At 66.2% G+C, this 17928-nt stretch carries 15 protein-coding genes; all 15 read left to right on the plus strand.

The annotated features are described in order from the left end of the window. The first annotated feature begins 5 nt into the window (after positions 1-5). The 15 genes from DY926_RS10245 (at position 6) to uraH (ending at position 17903) form a co-directional block, all read left to right on the plus strand. The gene (locus DY926_RS10245; protein WP_116703275.1) at positions 6-1502 is read left to right on the plus strand and encodes a Ppx/GppA family phosphatase; all 1497 of its coding nucleotides are present in this window, start codon (positions 6-8) and stop codon (positions 1500-1502) included. A gap of 49 nt (positions 1503-1551) precedes the next feature. Further along, positions 1552-2922: an amidohydrolase family protein gene (locus tag DY926_RS10250; protein WP_116703305.1), complete on the plus strand. Its 1371-nt coding sequence runs from the start codon at positions 1552-1554 to the stop codon at positions 2920-2922. Between the two features lie 157 nt (positions 2923-3079). After that, complete coding sequence (gene xdhA, locus DY926_RS10255) at positions 3080-4570, plus strand: xanthine dehydrogenase small subunit (RefSeq protein WP_186336140.1); 1491 nt, start codon at positions 3080-3082, stop codon at positions 4568-4570. Next, positions 4563-6929, plus strand: a complete 2367-nt coding sequence (xdhB, locus tag DY926_RS10260; RefSeq protein ID WP_116703277.1) for a xanthine dehydrogenase molybdopterin binding subunit — start codon at positions 4563-4565, stop codon at positions 6927-6929. The genes xdhA and xdhB overlap by 8 nt, the downstream gene beginning before the upstream one ends. A 4-nt stretch (positions 6930-6933) precedes the next feature. Beyond that, complete coding sequence (gene xdhC, locus DY926_RS10265; protein WP_116703278.1) at positions 6934-7791, plus strand: xanthine dehydrogenase accessory protein XdhC; 858 nt, start codon at positions 6934-6936, stop codon at positions 7789-7791. Beyond that, entirely contained in the window at positions 7784-8743 is a 960-nt protein-coding gene (locus DY926_RS10270) for a LysR family transcriptional regulator (RefSeq protein ID WP_116703279.1), read from the plus strand. The genes xdhC and DY926_RS10270 overlap by 8 nt, the downstream gene beginning before the upstream one ends. A gap of 171 nt (positions 8744-8914) precedes the next feature. Then, positions 8915-10363, plus strand: a complete 1449-nt coding sequence (locus tag DY926_RS10275; protein ID WP_116703280.1) for a SidA/IucD/PvdA family monooxygenase — start codon at positions 8915-8917, stop codon at positions 10361-10363. 41 nt (positions 10364-10404) lie between these two features. Next, on the plus strand, positions 10405-10641 hold the full coding sequence (locus tag DY926_RS10280) for a DUF4089 domain-containing protein (RefSeq protein WP_116703281.1): 237 nt from the start codon (positions 10405-10407) through the stop codon (positions 10639-10641). Next, entirely contained in the window at positions 10638-12017 is a 1380-nt protein-coding gene (locus DY926_RS10285) for an AtzE family amidohydrolase (RefSeq protein ID WP_116703282.1), read from the plus strand. Before DY926_RS10280 ends, DY926_RS10285 begins: the two co-directional genes overlap by 4 nt. Beyond that, complete coding sequence (locus DY926_RS10290) at positions 12011-13603, plus strand: gamma-glutamyltransferase family protein (protein ID WP_116703283.1); 1593 nt, start codon at positions 12011-12013, stop codon at positions 13601-13603. The genes DY926_RS10285 and DY926_RS10290 overlap by 7 nt, the downstream gene beginning before the upstream one ends. Further along, complete coding sequence (locus DY926_RS10295) at positions 13597-14868, plus strand: allantoate amidohydrolase (protein WP_116703306.1); 1272 nt, start codon at positions 13597-13599, stop codon at positions 14866-14868. Before DY926_RS10290 ends, DY926_RS10295 begins: the two co-directional genes overlap by 7 nt. Next, on the plus strand, positions 14865-16094 hold the full coding sequence (locus tag DY926_RS10300) for a pyridoxal-phosphate-dependent aminotransferase family protein (protein ID WP_116703284.1): 1230 nt from the start codon (positions 14865-14867) through the stop codon (positions 16092-16094). The genes DY926_RS10295 and DY926_RS10300 overlap by 4 nt, the downstream gene beginning before the upstream one ends. A 20-nt stretch (positions 16095-16114) precedes the next feature. Then, positions 16115-17026, plus strand: coding sequence for an allantoinase PuuE (gene puuE, locus DY926_RS10305; RefSeq protein WP_116703285.1), 912 nt, complete (start codon positions 16115-16117; stop codon positions 17024-17026). Continuing rightward, positions 17023-17550 carry a 2-oxo-4-hydroxy-4-carboxy-5-ureidoimidazoline decarboxylase gene (gene uraD, locus DY926_RS10310; RefSeq protein ID WP_186336139.1) on the plus strand — a complete coding sequence of 176 codons (528 nt, stop codon included), beginning with the start codon at positions 17023-17025 and terminating at the stop codon, positions 17548-17550. Before puuE ends, uraD begins: the two co-directional genes overlap by 4 nt. Continuing rightward, positions 17547-17903, plus strand: coding sequence for a hydroxyisourate hydrolase (gene uraH, locus DY926_RS10315; protein ID WP_116703286.1), 357 nt, complete (start codon positions 17547-17549; stop codon positions 17901-17903). The genes uraD and uraH overlap by 4 nt, the downstream gene beginning before the upstream one ends. The last annotated feature ends 25 nt before the right edge of the window (positions 17904-17928 follow it).

Here is a 17928-nt window from a genome sequence, read left to right on the forward strand (position 1 = left end):
AACATATGGGGCCGGATGTGAAAGTTTCTGGCGGGTTTCGCCGCTCGGCGGTGATAGATCTGGGCTCCAATTCTGTCCGGCTCGTGGTGTTTGACGGTATTTCGCGCAACCCGATGCCCATCTTCAACGAGAAGGTGGTGCTGCGTCTGGGCCGTGGCCTGAACGCGACGGGTCACCTGAACGAGGAAGCCGTGCCGCTGGCCATGGAGGTCATGGCCCGTTTCAACGCCATTGCGCGCGGGATGGAGGCAAGCCCCTTCGAGGTGCTGGCCACCGCCGCCGTGCGTGACGCCACCAACGGCCCCGAATTCGTGGCGGGCCTGAAATCGCGCCTGCCCGGCGTGCCGATCCGCATACTGAGCGGGGAGGAGGAAGCCGATTATTCCGCCACCGGCGTGCTGTGCGGCATACCGGACGCCAACGGGCTGGTCGCGGATATTGGCGGTGGCTCGCTGGAGCTGATCCGGCTGGAAAACGGGCGCAAGCTCAATGCCTGCACCCTGCCGCTGGGCGTGATCCGGCTTAATGAGCGCGCGGGCGGCGATCTGGCTCGTGCGCGCGCGCTGACCGATGCCGATCTGGCCGGGGTTGGCTGGCTGGATGATGTGCGCGGGCAGGACCTCTACCTTGTGGGCGGGGCGTTCCGGGCGCTGGCGCGCATGCAGATCGTGCGTACGTCCTATCCGCTCAATATCGTGCATCTGTATCATCTCAATCCTGATACGGCGCGCGAGATGGCAGACTGGATCGTTGGCGCGGGCAAGCGCTCGCTCGAACGCCTGCCCGGCGTGCCCCGCAAGCGGCTGGAAGATGCGCCATACGCCGCCACCGTGCTGCGCAGGCTCATGCGGCGCACGCAGTCGGCGGGGCTGGTCTTCTGTGTCGATGGCCTGCGCGAAGGGTGGTACATGCGCAATGTCGCCGCCAGCGTTGCGGGCAATGACGCGCAGGAGGCGGTCGCGCGCGAGATGTGCGGCATGCTGGGCCGCAGCATGACCCTGCCGGTAAGGCTGGCGGACTGGACCGCGCCGCTCTTCCCCGATGAGGGGCAGGTGGCCCGGCAACTGCGCAGCGTGGCGTGCTGGCTGTCGGATGTCGGTGCGCATGACCACCCCGAATACAGGGCGGAGCAGACCTATCTGCGCATCCTGCGCATGCAGGGGGTGGGCTTTACCCATCAGGCGCGGGCCTTCCTGTCGCTTACGCTTGCGGTGCGTTACGGGGCCGACCTGTCGGTGCCCTATCTCCAGCCCTCGCGGCAACTGCTGGATCAGGTGCAGTTCGCACGCGCCGTGGCGCTGGGGCAGGCCCTGCGGCTGGCCTATACCGTCAGTGGCGGGACCGAGGCGCTGCTGGACGGCACGCGACTGGAATGTGATGGGGGCACGCTCTCGCTGCATTTTGCGCCGGGGCGTGACGTTGTACAGGGTGAAAGCGTGCGCCGCAGGCTGGAACGTCTGGGTGGTGCGCTGGGCATGTCCGTCAGGATTCGTGATCACTGAACGGGCGGGGCCTGACAGTGATGATGACCAACCGGGGCGGACATGGCAGATGGGCATACGGCATGGACATACGCGCGACCTGCTGCTGATTCGTGGCGGTACCGTTGTTACGGGTCAGGCCAGCCTGTGCGTGGATGTGCTGTGTGGCGGCGTAGGTGAGATACTGGCCGTCGGGCCTGACCTTGAGGTGCCTATAGGCTGTCAGGTCATTGATGCCGGTGGCCTGCTGGTCATGCCCGGTGGCGTGGACTCGCTGACCGGTATCGGGGCGGATGCCGCAGGCTTTGCCCGCACGGTCGAGGCGCTGGCAGGCGGCACGACTACCATTCTTGATGTCATGCGGCCCACGGGCGATCTGGCCACGGCGTGGCGGGACTGGCGGCACGCCGCGCGGCAGGCCTGTACGGATGTGGGGCTGCACATGCTGCTGCCCGATGATTCGGCCCCGGTCATGCAGGCCATGGACGGGCTGGTGGCGCGGCACGGTGTCAATTCCTTCCGCCTGTCCATGGCGGAGGGGATGGAGGATGGCGCGGTCATGCGGCTTGCCGGCCATGCCGCGGGCCTAGGTGCCTTGTGCATGATCGAGGCCCAGAACGCCCAGGCCATGGCCTGCCTGCGCGCGGAGCTGGATGCGGCGGGGATTACGGGGGGCGAGGCTTGCCTGTTCGCCGCCCCTCCGCCCGTGGAGGTGGAGGCGACGAACCGCGCCATCATGCTGGCGGGGCTGAAGGGCGCGCCGGTGCAGGTGGGGCCGGTTTCCACCGCTGGCGCGGTTGCCGCCCTTGCCGCCGCCCGCTTGCGTGGGCAGCGGGTGGACGGGCTTGTACTCGCCGCGCATCTGGTGCTGGATGAAACCGTGTATGACCCGGATGGTCAGGCGGAGCATGACCCCTACATCACGCTGCCGCCCTTTCGTGACGGCAGCCACCGCCATGCGCTGTGGGGGGCGCTGGTTTCGGGCAGTCCGGGCATGGTCGCCAGCGGTTTTTCCCCGGCCGGACAGGGTTCGGGGGCGGGCCTTGCGGAACGCATGCGTGTGCTCTGGCAGCATGGCGTGCGTTCAGGGCTGCTGAGTGCCGAGGAATTCGTCTGCCTTACATCAGAGGCAGCGGCCCGCGCCTTCAACATCTATCCGCGCAAGGGGGCGATCATGCCCGGCGCGGATGCCGATATCGTCCTGTGGGACCCTGATGCCGAGGAAACCCGCCCCGCCGATACGGGTTGCCTGTACGCGGGCGTTACGCTGGGGGGCAGGGCGGTGCATGTCCTGCGTGGTGGCGTGACGGTGTGGAAGGATGATGCGCCATGCGTGGCGGGTGGCCATGGGGCCTATGTGCCGCGCCCGGCCTTTCGCCCCGCCCTGTCGGCGCGGATGCGGCATGCCGCGCGGCTGTCGCTGCGGGCGGGGCGTTCATAGGGGATCGTTTCGGTTCTGACTTCCTTTTGTACGGGATGACAATGTAAGATCGCGTCCCATATATTACGGACCAACACAAAATGGCTGTTCCGGCTGTCTGCCTTGAGGGGGGTGAGGCGGTCCAGTAGCCACGATAGAGGGAACAGATTTGACGGGGATCAGACACGACATCCGTTTCTATGTCGGAAACGAATGTCATACGCTGGCGGATGTGTCGCCAACGCGCACACTGCTTGACTGGCTGCGCGAGGATCGCGGCCTGACCGGTACCAAGGAAGGCTGTAACGAGGGCGACTGCGGCGCCTGCACCGTGCTGGTGGTCCGGCTGGAGGGCGAGCGGCTGGTCTGGCGCGCGGTCAATGCCTGCATCCAGTTCGTTTCCATGCTGGATGGCGCGCAGGTCCTGACGATCGAGGACATTCGCGCCCCCGATGGCACGCTGCACCCCGTGCAGCAGGCCATGGTTGACCAGCATGGCTCGCAATGCGGCTTCTGCACGCCGGGCTTTGTCATGTCCATGGTCGCGGGCCGCAAGGCCGATGGTCTGGCGCAGGACGAACGCCATATTGATGACATGCTGGCGGGCAACCTGTGCCGCTGCACGGGGTATGCGCCCATCGTGCGCGCCATGCGGCAGGCCATGCAGGCAGGGCCTGACCATTTCGATGCCATGGCGCAGGACATGGCCGAACGGCTGCGCGGGCTGCGCGACGGGGCCGATGTTGAGATCAGCGGGCCTGCAGGCCGCCTGACAATCCCGGCCACGGCGGATGCGCTGGCCCGCATACTGGTCGAGAACCCCGATGCCCGCATCGTGGCGGGGGCGACCGATGTGGGGCTGTGGGTCACCAAGGGGCTGCGCGTCCTGCCGCATCTCGTCCCGATTGGCCAGATCGCGGAACTGCGCCGCATCACGCGCGGGCAGGACGCCCTTTATATCGGTGCCGCCGTGACATGGCAGGAAGCACGCGCCGCGCTGGCGGAAATCCTGCCCCAGCCCGATGCGGAGGTGATCCGTCGCATCGGTTCGGTGCAGGTGCGCAACGCGGGGACGGTGTGCGGCAACATCGCCAACGGATCACCCATTGGCGACGGGCCGCCAATGCTGATCGCGGCGGGGGCCATGCTGCACCTGCGCCGTGGCGACGTGCGCCGCACCATCGCGCTGGAAGATTTCTTTGTTGATTACGGCAAGCAGGATCGCGCGCCCGGTGAGTTCGTGGAGGGTGTCAGCATCCCGCTGCCCGACCCGCAGACCGTGATCCGCGCATGGAAAATCTCCAAGCGGTTCGATCAGGACATTTCCGCCGTTCTGGGGGCATTCTCGCTTACCCTTGCGCCCGATGGCACCATTACCCGCGCGCGGGTGGCCTTTGGCGGCATGGCGGCCACGCCGCGCCGCGCATCGCGCACCGAAGCCGCGCTGGAAGGCCATAAATGGGATGAAACCACGCTGGAGGCCGCCCGCCAGGCAATAATGGAGGATTTTGCCCCCATTACCGACATGCGGGCGAGTGACTGGTACCGTCGTACCGTCGCCGCCAATCTGCTGACCCGGCTTTACGCCGATTGCGGGCCGGAGGGTGCGCGCGCGCCGATCAGCGTCAATTCCGCCTGCACAGCCGCCGGAGAACATGCCCATGGCTGATGGAAACACTTTCCCCGCCGCCGCCCCTACGGCGGAAAACGGTATCGTCGCGGGCGGGGCCACGCGCAGCCTGCGCCATGAAAGTGCGGCCATGCATGTGCAGGGCAGCGCCAGCTATATCGACGACCTGCCCGAGCCGCGCGGCACCCTGCACCTGGTGCCGGGGCTGAGCGCGCGCGCCCATGCCCGCGTCCTGTCCATGGATCTGGATGCCGTGCGGGAGGCGGAGGGCGTGGTTGGCGTCTATACGGCCGCCGACATTCCCGGCGAAAACCAGATCAGCCCGGTGGGCAAGGGTGATGAGCCGCTGCTGGCGTCGGATCTGGTCTCCTTTTACGGCCAGCCGCTGTTTGTTGTCGCCGCCACCACGCGGGGTGCTGCACGGCGCGCCGCGCGTCTGGCGCGGGTGGAGTATGAGGACCTGCCCGCCATCCTGAACGTGGCGCAGTCGCGTGAGGCGGGCAGCCCCATGGTATGGCGCCCGATGGAAATGAAGCGCGGCGATGCCGTGGGCGCGCTGGAACATGCCCCGCGCCGGCTTTCGGGCCGGATTACGGTGGGCGGGCAGGAGCATTTCTACCTCGAGGGACAGGTCGCCTTCGCCCGGCCGGGGGAGGAGGGGGAGGTTCATGTCATTTCCTCCACCCAGCACCCGACCGAAACCCAGCACATGATTGCCCATGTGCTTGACCGCCCGGCCAACCTTGTCACGACCGAGATACGGCGCATGGGCGGCGGCTTTGGCGGCAAGGAAACGCAGGCCAATACCTGCGCCTGCCTTGCGGCACTGGTGGCCGACCTGACCGGGCGGCCCGCCAAGATGCGCCTTGACCGCGATGACGACATGACCATGACCGGCAAGCGGCATGACTTCGTGATTGATTACGATGTCGGCTATACCGATGAAGGCCGGATTGTCGCGGTGGACATGGTGCTGGCCGCGCGCTGCGGCTGGTCGGCCGACCTGTCCGGGCCGGTGATCGACCGCGCCCTGTTCCATGCCGATAACGCCTATTTCTATCCTGACGTGCGCCTGCGCTCCGAACCGCTGCGCACCAACACGCAGTCCAATACCGCCTATCGCGGCTTTGGTGGCCCGCAGGGCGTTGTCGCGGCCGAGCGCGTGATCGAGGAAATCGCGTTTGCCACCGGCCTTGACCCGCTGGAAGTACGCCTGCGCAACGTGTACGGCACGCATGACCGTAACGTCACACCCTACAACATGGTGGTCGAGGATTCGATCAGCGCCGAGCTGGTGCCCCAGTTGGCCCGGCGCTGCGATTACGCCCGTCGGCGCGAAGCCGCCCGTGCGTTCAACGCCACCAGCCCGTACCTGCGCCGGGGCATTGCGCTGACCCCGGTCAAATTCGGCATCTCCTTTACCGCCACCCACTTCAATCAGGCTGGCGCGCTGGTTCATGTCTATACCGATGGCTCGGTGCAGGTGAACCATGGCGGCACCGAAATGGGGCAGGGCCTGCATACCAAGATGGTGCAGGTGGCCATGCGCGAATTCGGGCTGGGCAGCGACCAGGTGCGCATTACCGCCACCACGACCGGCAAGGTGCCCAATACTTCGGCTACCGCTGCTTCCTCCGGGGCGGACCTGAACGGCATGGCCGTGCAGGACGCGGTGCGCCGCATCAAGCGCAGGCTGGTCGCCTTTGCCGCTGCCCACTGGAACGTGGCGGAAGACGCGGTGCGATTCCTACCTGACGGGGTACATCTGGGGGAGAAGGTCATTCCCTTCTCGCACCTGACACGGCAGGCCTATTTCGCGCGCGTGTCCCTGTCGGCCAACGGGTTCTACAAGACCCCGAAAATCTCGTGGAACGGGGAGACCGGGCAGGGACGTCCCTTTTACTACTTCGCCTATGGTGCGGCCTGTTCGGAGGTGGTGATCGACCTGCTGACGGGTGAGACAAAGATTGAGCGTGTCGATATCCTGCATGACGCGGGCGAGTCGCTTAACCCGGCGCTGGACATCGGCCAGGTGGAAGGGGGCTTCGTGCAGGGGGCTGGCTGGCTGACCTGTGAGGAACTGGTGTGGGACAAGGCGGGCCGCCTGCGCACGCACGCGCCCAGCACCTATAAAATCCCCGCCTGTTCGGACCGGCCCCGCATCTTCAACGTGGAACTGTTGCAGAACGCGCCGAACCGGGAACAGACCATCTTCCGGTCCAAGGCCGTGGGGGAGCCGCCCTTCGTGCACGGGGTGTCGGTCTTCATGGCCATATCGGATGCGCTGGCCAGTCTGGATGACTACCGCACATGCCCACGGCTCGATGCGCCCGCAACACCGGAGATGATCCTGCGCACGGTGGCGCGCATGCGCCACGGCGACGTAACCGCCGCCTGAAACCATGAGCATGACAATGCGCGCGGACCTGGAGCGATGGCGGCATGAAGGCCAGCTCATCGCCCGGATCAGCGTGTCCGCCGCGCGCGGCTCCACCCCGCGGGAGGCGGGCACGTTCATGCTGGTCACGCCCACGGCCCTGACCGGCACGATTGGCGGGGGGGAACTGGAATGGAACGGCATCCACCGCGCCCGTGAACTGCTGGCCGGTGGCGGGCAGGCGGTTGACCTGCGCATAAGTCTGGGCGGCAATTCCGGGCAGTGCTGCGGTGGTGAGATCATGCTGACGCTGGACCTGCCCGACGCGGCGGAACTGGACCGGATCATGGCCGGGCTGGAACGTCAGCGCATGGAGGAACCGCTGCTGCTGCTGTTTGGTGCGGGGCATGTGGGCCGTGCGCTGGCCCATGTGCTCGCGCCCCTGCCGCTGCGGCTGGCATGGTGCGATTCGCGGCCGGAGGAATTCGGCCCCGTCATTCCCCCCGGCGTCATGGTGCATGATGACGGGAACTGGGAAAGGCTGGTGGCCAGCGCCCCGGCGGGATCGGGCGCGCTGGTCCTGACCCAGAGCCATGCACTTGACAGCCTGATTGTTGCGTCCATCCTCGAACGCGGTGACTTTGGTTATGTCGGGCTGATCGGCTCACGGACCAAGCGCCGCCGGTTCGAGGCGGGCTTCCGCCAGATCGGCCTGCCGGAGGAACGTATCGCCACCATGACCTGCCCGATAGGGGACAGGGGGGTCCGTGACAAGCGCCCCCCCGTGATCGCGGCCCTGGTGGCGGCGGAAATCGTCACGCATTTCCTGCACCATGCGCAGGCTGATGGTGATGCAGATGAGGTGACAGGACCTGATGAGTGATCCGCTGGCCCGCACGCCACGCATGATGCGCCTGCATGCGCGTGGCATTTCCTATTTCAATGCCGTGCGGGAATGTCGTTCCATCCGCGAGGCGGCGCGGCGGCTCAATGTCACGCCTTCGGCCCTGACGCGCCAGCTTGCGCAGATGGAGGCCGAAATCGGCGCGCCACTGTTCGACCGCCTGCCCGATGGCATGGTCCTGACGGAGGTGGGCAACATCATGGCCCGCCATATCGTGACCGTCATGCAGGACGCCGCGCGGACGGAGGAACAGATCAACGCACTCTCCGGCCGGCATGACGGGCGGCTGCGCATCATGGCGGTGGAAGGGATCGCGGGCCAGCTCCTGCCCGCGCTGCTGGGGCGGATCATCGCGGCCTTCCCCTCGGTTGAACTGCATGTGGAAGTGGGGGCGCCCAAGACCATCGTTTCAGCCTTGCAGGACGGGCGGGTCGATCTGGGCATCGCGTTCTCGCTGGCCCTCCACCCCGAACTGCGGCGGGTGGCGGTGGCGCATTTTCCCGTGGGGGCGGTGGTACGCACCGATCACCCGCTGGCGGGGCTGCGCACCGTCACGATAGAGGAATGTATCGCCTACCGGCTGATCCTGCCCACGCGCACCCTGTCACTGTACCGGGTGATGGAACCCATGCTGCGCCCGTGGCAGGACCAGCTTAACGTGGTGCTGCATACCGGGTCGATCGAACTGACCAACCGCATGGTGCAGGCCGGGGTGGGGCTGGCGTTCCAGTCCCCGCTGGCCATAGGCGTGCAGCCGGGGCAGGAGGAACTGCTGCGGCACGTGCCGCTGCGCGATACCCGCGCGGTGACCGATCTGGGCGCCTATGTGCGTGAATCCCGCTGGCTGCCGCCATTGCTGGAGACGGTGATCGAGGAACTGCGCCTTGAACTGCGCCGGATACAGGGCGTGGGCGACGAGCGTGTTGTCTGATGCGCGTTGCGTTTTAGGCAACGGAACGGTCAAATCATTATACTAGACGAAACACCCCCCCACCTGATTAGATTTACACATCATGGTGCGGTTGGGGGAAAATCCGCATGGCGTCGGGGGACGCCATGCAGGACTGCATCAGTAACACATAAATAAGACGGGGATCCGCAGATGGACACCACTACGCAGGCAACTGCCGGCGGGCTCGCAGCACTGGATGCGGCAGTGCGCCGTGACCTGGACATTATCCGTTATCCCCGCAAGGAATGGACGCCGCAGCTTGAGCACAAGGGCCAGCGCGTTCTGGACGTCGCCATTATCGGCGCGGGACAGGGCGGGCTTGCCACCGCATTCGCGCTCAAGCGCACCAATATAACGAACGTGCGTATTTTCGACCGCGCCGCCAAGGGGGGCGAGGGGCCGTGGATCACGTTCTCACGCATGATCACCCTGCGCACGCCCAAATACGTGACCGGCCCGGACCTGGGCGTGCCCTCCCTTACGCCGCGCTCATGGTACGAAGCCCGTTATGGCGCCGAAGCATGGGAAAAGCTGGACAAGATCCCGCGCGAGGAATGGCAGGACTACCTTGACTGGTACCGCGACATCCTCGACCTGCCGGTCGCCAACGACCACGAATTTACCGGTGTGACGTGGGAAGACGGCCTGCTGCGCCTGAGCTTCCGCCGCCCCGATGGCTCGACCCATGTGCATTATGCCCGCAAGCTGGTGCTGGCCACCGGCATCGAAGGCTGCGGCACATGGTACGTGCCGGAGTTCATCCGCGATAGCCTGCCGCGTGATCGCTATGCCCACACCTCGGAAAACATTGATTTCGCGGCGCTGAAGGGCAAGCGGATCGGTGTTCTGGGGGCTGGTGCCTCGGCGTTCGATAACGCGGCCACGGCGCTGGAAGCCGGTGCGGGCAGTGTCACGTTGTGCCTGCGCCGTAAGGAAATTCCGTCCATCAACCCGTATCGCTGGATGGAAAACACCGGGTTCCTGGCCTACTACCCGGCCCTGTCGGATGACCTGCGCTGGGGCTTCATGCGCCGGATTTTCGAGCTGAACCAGCCGCCGCCGCAGGACACGTTCTGGCGCTGCCGCCGGCATGAGACCTTCTCCTTCCGCACCGGCTGCCCGTGGACGGGCACGCGGATGGATGGCGATGAGATCGTGGTTGATTCGCCCGATGGTGAAATGCGCTTTGACTTCGTCATCATCGGCACGGGTTTTGCGACCGACCTGTCGCTGCGTCCGGAAACGGCGTCCTTCGCCCCGTCCGTCGCCCTGTGGGGCGAGCGTTACACACCCCCGGCGGAGTGTGACAGCGCGGTGCTGAAGACCTATCCGTACCTGGGTGATTCCTACCAGTTCCTGCCGCGCCGTGCGGATGACCCGCTGGCGCCGATGCTGGCGAACATCCACAACTTCACGTTCTCGGCCACGCCGAGCATGGGCCTCTCCGGGGCGTCCATCAGCGGCATGCGCTTTGGCGTGGAACGTCTGGCGCGCGGCCTTGGCCGTGACCTGTACGTGGCCGATGGCAAGCAGCACCTTGAAAGTCTGCTGTCCTATGACGTGCCGGAACTGGTCAGTCTCGATCCGCCTGTTGCATGATGCCCCCCGGCTAGATCCATAATTCGGGAGGAAATGAACAGATGAGCAGCGCAGAACGCGTATCTCCTTCCACGCCGGGTAATTCCGGCGTGGCGGGGGACGATGACCACAAGGTTCCCCCAGTAGCCGAGATGGCGCGGCTGATCGGCCTGTCCATCCCGGCGGCCTGCATGCCCGATGTGCTAAAAAACACGGCGCTGCTGCAGGGTTATGCCGACCTGCTGGGCGGGTTTGCGCTGCCCGATGACTGTGAACCAGCCTATGAGTACGAACCATGACCGAACCCCGGAGCCCTCTGGCCGGGGCGCTGGCCCTGGCGGCCGAGATACGTGCGGGCCGCCGGAGCGCGGTATCGGTCGTGACCGGTGCGATCGCGGATATCGAGGTCCGTGATACGCGCTTCAACAGCGTAACCCGCATTCTGGGCGCCGCCGCCGTGGCCCAGGCGGAGGAAGTGGACCGCGCCATCGCGGCAGGCCGGGACCCCGGCCCGCTGGCGGGCGTGCCCTTTGGCGTGAAAGACCTGTTCGACGTGCAGGGCGAGGTCACCACGGCAGGCTCGCTGGTGCTGCGTGACAACCCGCCCGCCGCACGGGACGCAACGGTTGTGGCCCGGCTGCGCGCGGCGGGCGCCGTGCCGCTCGCCACGCTGAACATGGACGAGTTCGCCTATGGCTTCTCGACCGAAAACACCCATAACGGCACCACCCGCAACCCGCATGATCCCGAACGGCTGGCCGGTGGCTCATCCGGCGGGTCGGCGGCTTCCGTTGCGGCGGGGATGCTGCCGTTTACGCTGGGGTCGGACACCAATGGCTCCATCCGCGTGCCGTCCTCGCTCTGCGGTGTATGGGGGCTGAAGCCAACCTACGGGCAGATGCCGCTGCAGGGTGTCTATCCGTTCGTGGCGAGCCTTGACGTGGTTGGCCCCATGGCCAGCACGGTCGAGGACCTGCAGGCGGTGTACGGCATCATGGCCGATGCGCCGCTTGTGTCGCTGCCTGTGGTGGAAGATGTGCGCGTGGCCCGTCTTGGCGGGTGGTTCGCCAGCAATATCAGCACGGAACTGACTGCGGCCCTTGATGCGGTCATGACCCATCTGGGCCATGACAGGGTGATCGAACTGCCGGAAGTGGCGCGTGCGCGGGCCTCGGCCTTCCTGATCAGCGCGGCAGAGGGCGGCAACCTGCACCTGCCGCGCCTGCGGCGGCGCGCCATGCAGTACGATCCCGCAACGCGCGGCCGCCTGATGGCGGGGGCCATGCTGCCCGCCGCCACCTTCGTGCAGGCACACAGGTTCCGCCGCTGGTTCCGCGCGCAGGTCCATGCCGCGCTGGCGCAGGCGGACGTGCTGGTGGCGCCGACCACGGTGGGCATCGCGCCGCGCATTGACCAGCCTTCCATCATCGTGGACGGCAAGACCGTTTCGGCCCGGGCCAACCTGGGCATCTTCACCCAGCCGATCAGCCTGACGGGGCTGCCGGTTCTGGCCGCGCCGCTGGCGGTGGAGGGGATGCCGCTGGGCATCCAGCTTATCGGCGCGCCGGGCAGCGAGGCCCGCCTGTTTGCCGTAGCCCGTGAACTCGAGAGCGCGGGCCTTGCACGCTGCACGCCACTGGCTGCAGGATTTGCCGCGAAGGACAGCCCATGCTGAATACGCCGCGCTCATGCAGGGGGATGGTCACATCCCCCCACCATCTGGCCAGCCAGGCCGGTCTGGACGTGCTCAAGGCAGGCGGGACCGCGCTGGAGGCCGCCGTGGCCACGGCGGCGGCGCTGGCGGTTGTCTATCCGCACATGACAGGGATCGGCGGGGATGCGTTCTGGCTGACCATGTGGCCTGACGGGCGTGTCGAAACCATAGATGCCTGCGGGGCCGCCGCGGCAAAGGCTGATGCCGGGTTCTATCGCGCCGCCGGTCTGGACGCCATTCCGTGGCGTGGCCCGCTTGCGGCCAACACGGTGGCGGGTACTGTGTCGGGCTGGGACATGGCGCTGTCATGGAGCCATGCGCTGGCCCCCGGCCTGCCGCTGGGCCGCGTGCTGCGTGATGCGCTGTACTATGCCGAACAGGGCGTGCCCGTAACCGCCAGCGCGGCTGAAATCACCCGTGAAAAGGCGGATGAACTCAGCGATGTGCCCGGTTTCCGTGACCAGTTCATGCCCGGCGGCCGCCTGCCGCGCGCGGGTGACATCCTGCATAACCCCCGGCTGGCCAACACGCTGCGGCAACTGGCGGATGAGGGGCTGTCCAGCTTCTACCACGGCGCGGTGGCGCGTGAACTCGCCGCCGACCTGCATGACCTTGGCAGCCCGCTCACGCTGGCGGACCTTCAGGCCCACAAGGCCACGCACCAGCCCGCGCTGCATGCCCGTATTCACGGGGCCGACCTGTACAACATGGCCCCGCCCACCCAAGGCGTGGCGTCGCTGCTGATTCTGGCGCTGTTCGACCGGCTGAAGGCCGACCATGCGGATGATTTCGATTACCTGCACGGCCTGGTCGAGGCGACCAAGCAGGCTTTCCGCTACCGTGATACCCATGTGGGCGATCCCGCCTACATGACCGTGCAGGCGCAGGACATTCTGGATGACGCCAAGGCGCTCGACCGCATGGCCAGCGCCATCGACCCCCGCAAGGCCGCGCCGTGGCCGTGGCCATCACAGGCGGGGGATACGGTCTGGCTTGGCGTGGTTGATTCCGACGGGCTGGCCGTCAGCATGATCCAGAGCCTGTATTTTGAATACGGTTCCGGCATCGTCCTGCCGCGCACCGGTGTCGTGTGGCAGAACCGGGGCACCAGCTTCGGCCTTGACCCGCAGGGCTGGAATGGCCTGCGTCCGGGCCGCAAGCCGTTCCATACGCTCAACCCCGCAGGCGCCCGCTTTGCCGATGGGCGGACCATGGTCTATGGCACCATGGGTGGCGAGGGCCAGCCACAGACGCAGGCCGCCATTTTCAGCCGCTATGCCCGTTACGGCGTGCCGTTGCAGCAGGCCGTCACCGCGCCGCGCTGGCTGCTGGGCCGCACATGGGGCGAGACAAGCGTGAGCCTGAAATATGAAGACCGTTTTGACCCTGCCGTCATAGAGCGCATGCGCGCGGCGGGGCACCAGATGGAACGTGTGGAACCGTTCTCCTCCAAGATGGGGCATGCGGGGGCATTGGTGCGTCATGAATCCGGCCTGCTGGAAGGGGCGAGCGACCCGCGCAGCGATGGATGCGTGGCCGCATGGTAAGGGAGGAAGGCTATATGGACCGGCCATCGGGCCACCGCGCGGTGGCACGTTGCGCCCTGCTGGGGGCAGCACCGTATTCCGAGATGGAAGGCGGGCTGTTCCGCCCCTATCTGGGTTCCTCCTACCGCGCGACATGCGACCTGCTGGCCACGTGGATGGTCGAAGCGGGCATGAACACGCGCATGGATGCGGCGGGGAACCTGATCGGCCGTTACGAGGGGCTGACCCCCGATGCCCCGGTGCTGCTGATCGGATCGCATATCGACAGCGTGCGCGATGGCGGTTTTTTTGACGGCATGCTGGGTGTCATCCTCGGGATCGAGGCGGTGGCCCATTTCGCGCAGGCGGGAAAGCGCTTTCCCTTCGCGCTGGAAGTCATCGGCTTCGGGGATGAGGAAGGCTCGCGCTTCCCCTCGGGCATGCTGACATCGCATGCCGTGGCAGGCGTGCTGGAAGCACCTGACCCGGATATGGCCGACTGGGCGGAAACCGCCACGCTGGCTACCGCATTGCAGGAATTCGGGCTGGATGCCGGGCGGATGCACATGGCGTCGCGCAAGGGCGATCCAGTTCTGGCCTATGTCGAGGCCCATATCGAACAGGGGCCGGTGCTGGAATCGGAAGGCCGTGCCCTGGGCGTGGTCAGCGCCATTGCCGCGCAGCACCGCTACCGTGTGACGTACCGCGGCATGGCGGGCCATGCCGGAACCGTGGCGATGCCCCTGCGGCGTGACGCGCTGGCCGGTGCGGCCGAGGTCATCCTCGCCGCCGAACGCATTGCCCGCGCGGGCACGGACGGACTTGTGGCCACGGTGGGCTCGCTGCATGTTACGCCGGGTGCGGCGAATGTCGTACCGGGCGAGGTGGTGTTCACCGTTGATGTCCGTGCCGGAACCAACGCCGTGCGCGACCGTGCGGCGCATGACATCCTTGCCGCGATCCGGCAGGTCGCGGCAGCGCGTGAGCTGGAAGTTGACATCTCCCTGCAGCAGGATCTCGACGCCACGCCGTGCGATCCCGTGCTGACCGAACTCATGGAACAGGCCGTGAGTGATGTCAGCGGCGCGCCCGCGCGGCTGCTGGTCAGCGGGGCGGGGCATGACGCCATGATCATGGCGCATCTGGCCCCGGTTTCCATGCTGTTCATACGCTGCGCGGGGGGGATCAGCCATAACCCCGCCGAATCCGTAACGGATGCGGATACAGAGCAGGCCCTGCGGGCCATGACGACCTTCATCGGACTTTTTGAAAGACGTTTCGGATGACCCAGACATTTTTTGGCCAGATCAACCCTCCCGCCCGGCTGCTGATGGGGCCCGGGCCGGTCAACGCGCACCCGCGCGTGCTGCGGGCCATGGCGGCCGACATGCTTGGGCAGTTTGACCCGGAAATGACCACCTACATGAACCAGACGATGGAACTCTACCGTCAGGTGTTCATGACCGATAACCGCTGGACCTTTCTGGTGGACGGCACGGCGCGCGCCGGGATCGAGGCTGCACTCGTCTCGCTGGTCGAGCCGGGGATGAAGCTGCTGATCGTGCGTGCGGGCCGTTTCGGGCTGCTGCTGTCCGAAATCGCAACGCGGATCGGTGCGGATATCGCGACGGTGGACATCCCGTGGGGCGAGGTCGCGACACTGGAGCAGATCGAGGAGGCGATCGTGACCCATCGCCCCCGCGTGCTGGCCTGCATCCATGGTGATACCTCCACCACCATGGCGCAGCCGCTCGATGGCGTGGGCGCGCTGTGTCGCAAATACGATGTGCTGTCCTATGTCGATGCGACGGCCACACTGGGTGGCATGGCGGTTGCAACAGACCGCTGGGGCGTGGACGTGGTCAGCGGTGGCCTGCAGAAGTGCATGGGCGGCCCGCCGGGCTCCGCGCCCATCACCATTTCCGACCGTGCGGCCGAGCACATCATGGCGCGCCGCCATGTCGAGGCCGGTATTCGTGGCAGCGACACGACCGATGGCGTGCGGGCGCGCATTCCGTCCAACTATTTCGATCTGGCCATGATCATGGATTACTGGTCCGAAAAGCGCCTCAACCACCATACCGAGGCCACCAGCATGCTCTACGCCGCGCGTGAGGCTGCGCGCGTGATGGTGGAAGAGGGGCTGGAAGCCCGCTTCGCCCGCCATGCCAGCGCATCCCGCGCCATGTGCGCCGGGCTGCGCGCCATGGGGCTGGAACTGTTTGGCAGTGATGAACACCGCATGACCAACGTGACCGGCGTGTACATTCCCGAAAGTGTTGATGGCGAGCGCGTGCGTAACCGCATGCGTGAGGATTTCGAAATCGAGATCGGCAGCGCATTCGGCCCGCTGCAGGGCAAGATCTGGCGCATTGGCGCGATGGGCTACAATGCCGAGAAGCACAAGGTCCTGCTCACGCTCGGGGCGCTGGAAGCTGTGCTGCGGCATGAGGGGCATAGCTTTGCCGCCGGCAGCGGCGTGGACGCCGCCCTTGCCGCCTATAACGCATAAGAACGGGAGATCATGCCGTCATGTCTGATGCAGGTGTCTATCCGCGCGATCTTGTAGGCTATGCGGGCAACCCGCCGGATGCGAAATGGCCCGGCGGCGCGCGGATTGCCGTGCAGTTCGTCATCAATTACGAGGAGGGGGCCGAGAATTCGGTTCTGCATGGGGATCGCGGGTCGGAAGCCTTCCTGTCGGAAATGATCGGCGCGCAGTCCATTCCCGGTGCGCGCGCGATTGCGATGGAAAGCCTGTATGAATACGGCTCACGCGCCGGGTTCTGGCGCCTGCACCGTATCTTTACCGCGCGTTCGCAGCCGCTTACGGTTTTCGGGGTGGCCGCCGCCATGGCGCGCAACCCGGCGGCTGTCGCGGCGATGAAGGAAGCCGGATGGGAGATCGCCTCCCACGGGCTGCGCTGGATTGATTATCAGCATGTGCCTGAAGCGGTGGAGCGCGCCCATATTCAGGAATGTATCGCGCTGCATACGGAACTGACCGGATCGCGCCCGCTTGGCTGGTACCAGGGGCGCACCAGCCCCAACACCGCCCGGCTGATCGCGGAGGAAGGCGGCTTTGTCTATGACGCCGATTCCTATGCCGATGACCTGCCCTATTACGACCGCAGCAATGGCCGCGCGCAACTGATCGTGCCGTACACGCTGGACGTGAACGACATGCGCTTTGTCGCCCTGAACGGCTTTACCGAAGGGGAGCAGTTCTTCAACTACCTGCGCGATACCTTCGACACATTGTATGAGGAAGGGGCGGAAAAGCCGCGCATGATGTCGGTTGGCCTGCACTGCCGCGTGGCGGGCCGTCCGGGCCGTGCGCGGGCGGTGGCGCGTTTCCTTGACTATATTGCCGGGCGTGAAAAGGTCTGGGTTGCGACAAGGCTGGATATCGCGCGCCACTGGCTGGAGGTGCATCCGGCATGAGTGATGTGATCGGGCGCGTCAACACGCTCTCCCCCGTGCGGTTTGTCGAACTGTTTGGCTCACTGTACGAGCACTCCCCATGGGTGGCGCAGCGCGCGCATGCCCATGGCCCCTTTGCCGATGAGCAGGCCATGCTCGCGGCCATGCGCCATGAGCTTGAGCAGGCGGAGGACGCGGAGAAGCTGGCGCTGATCCGTGCCCACCCGGAACTTGCTCAGCGCATGGGGGTGGACCCGACACTGACATCGGCTTCTGCCGCCGAGCAGGCCTCTGCCGGGCTGGACCGGCTTACCCCGGATGAGTTCGCCCGCTTCCGCGCCCTGAATGATGCCTATGCCGCCAAATTCGGCATTCCGTTCATCATCTGCGTGCGGCGTTCCGACAAGGACGGCATCCTGAACGGGATGCGGACCCGGCTGGAAAACACGCCCGAGGCAGAGCAGCAGGCCGCCCTGGCTGAAATCAACAAGATCGCGGCACTCCGCCTGATGGATGTGCTCGAGCGGATGGAGCAAGAGCCATGAGTACCCTGTCCACCCATGTCCTTGACCTCGTATCGGGCAAGCCTGCGGTAGGCATGGCCATAAGCCTGTGGCAGGGGCAGGAGAGCCTGTTCCGTGGCGTAACCAACGTCGATGGCCGCTGCCCGGAACTCAGCCAGCATATGGGGGAGATGCAGCCGGGGGCCTACCGGCTGGAATTCGCGGTGGCGGACTATTTCCGTGCGCGTGACGTGGCCCTGTCCGACCCGCCGTTTCTGGACATCGTGCCGATCGCCTTCGGCGTGGCGCAGGCCGGTGCGGACGGGAAGGGGGGGCATTACCATGTGCCGCTTCTGGTCTCGCCCTACGGGTTTTCCACCTATCGGGGAAGCTGAGGCGGGTTTACCGCTGCAATAAAAA

Source organism: Komagataeibacter melaceti (assembly GCF_003403295.1).
GTDB classification, from domain to species: Bacteria; Pseudomonadota; Alphaproteobacteria; order Acetobacterales; family Acetobacteraceae; genus Komagataeibacter; species Komagataeibacter melaceti.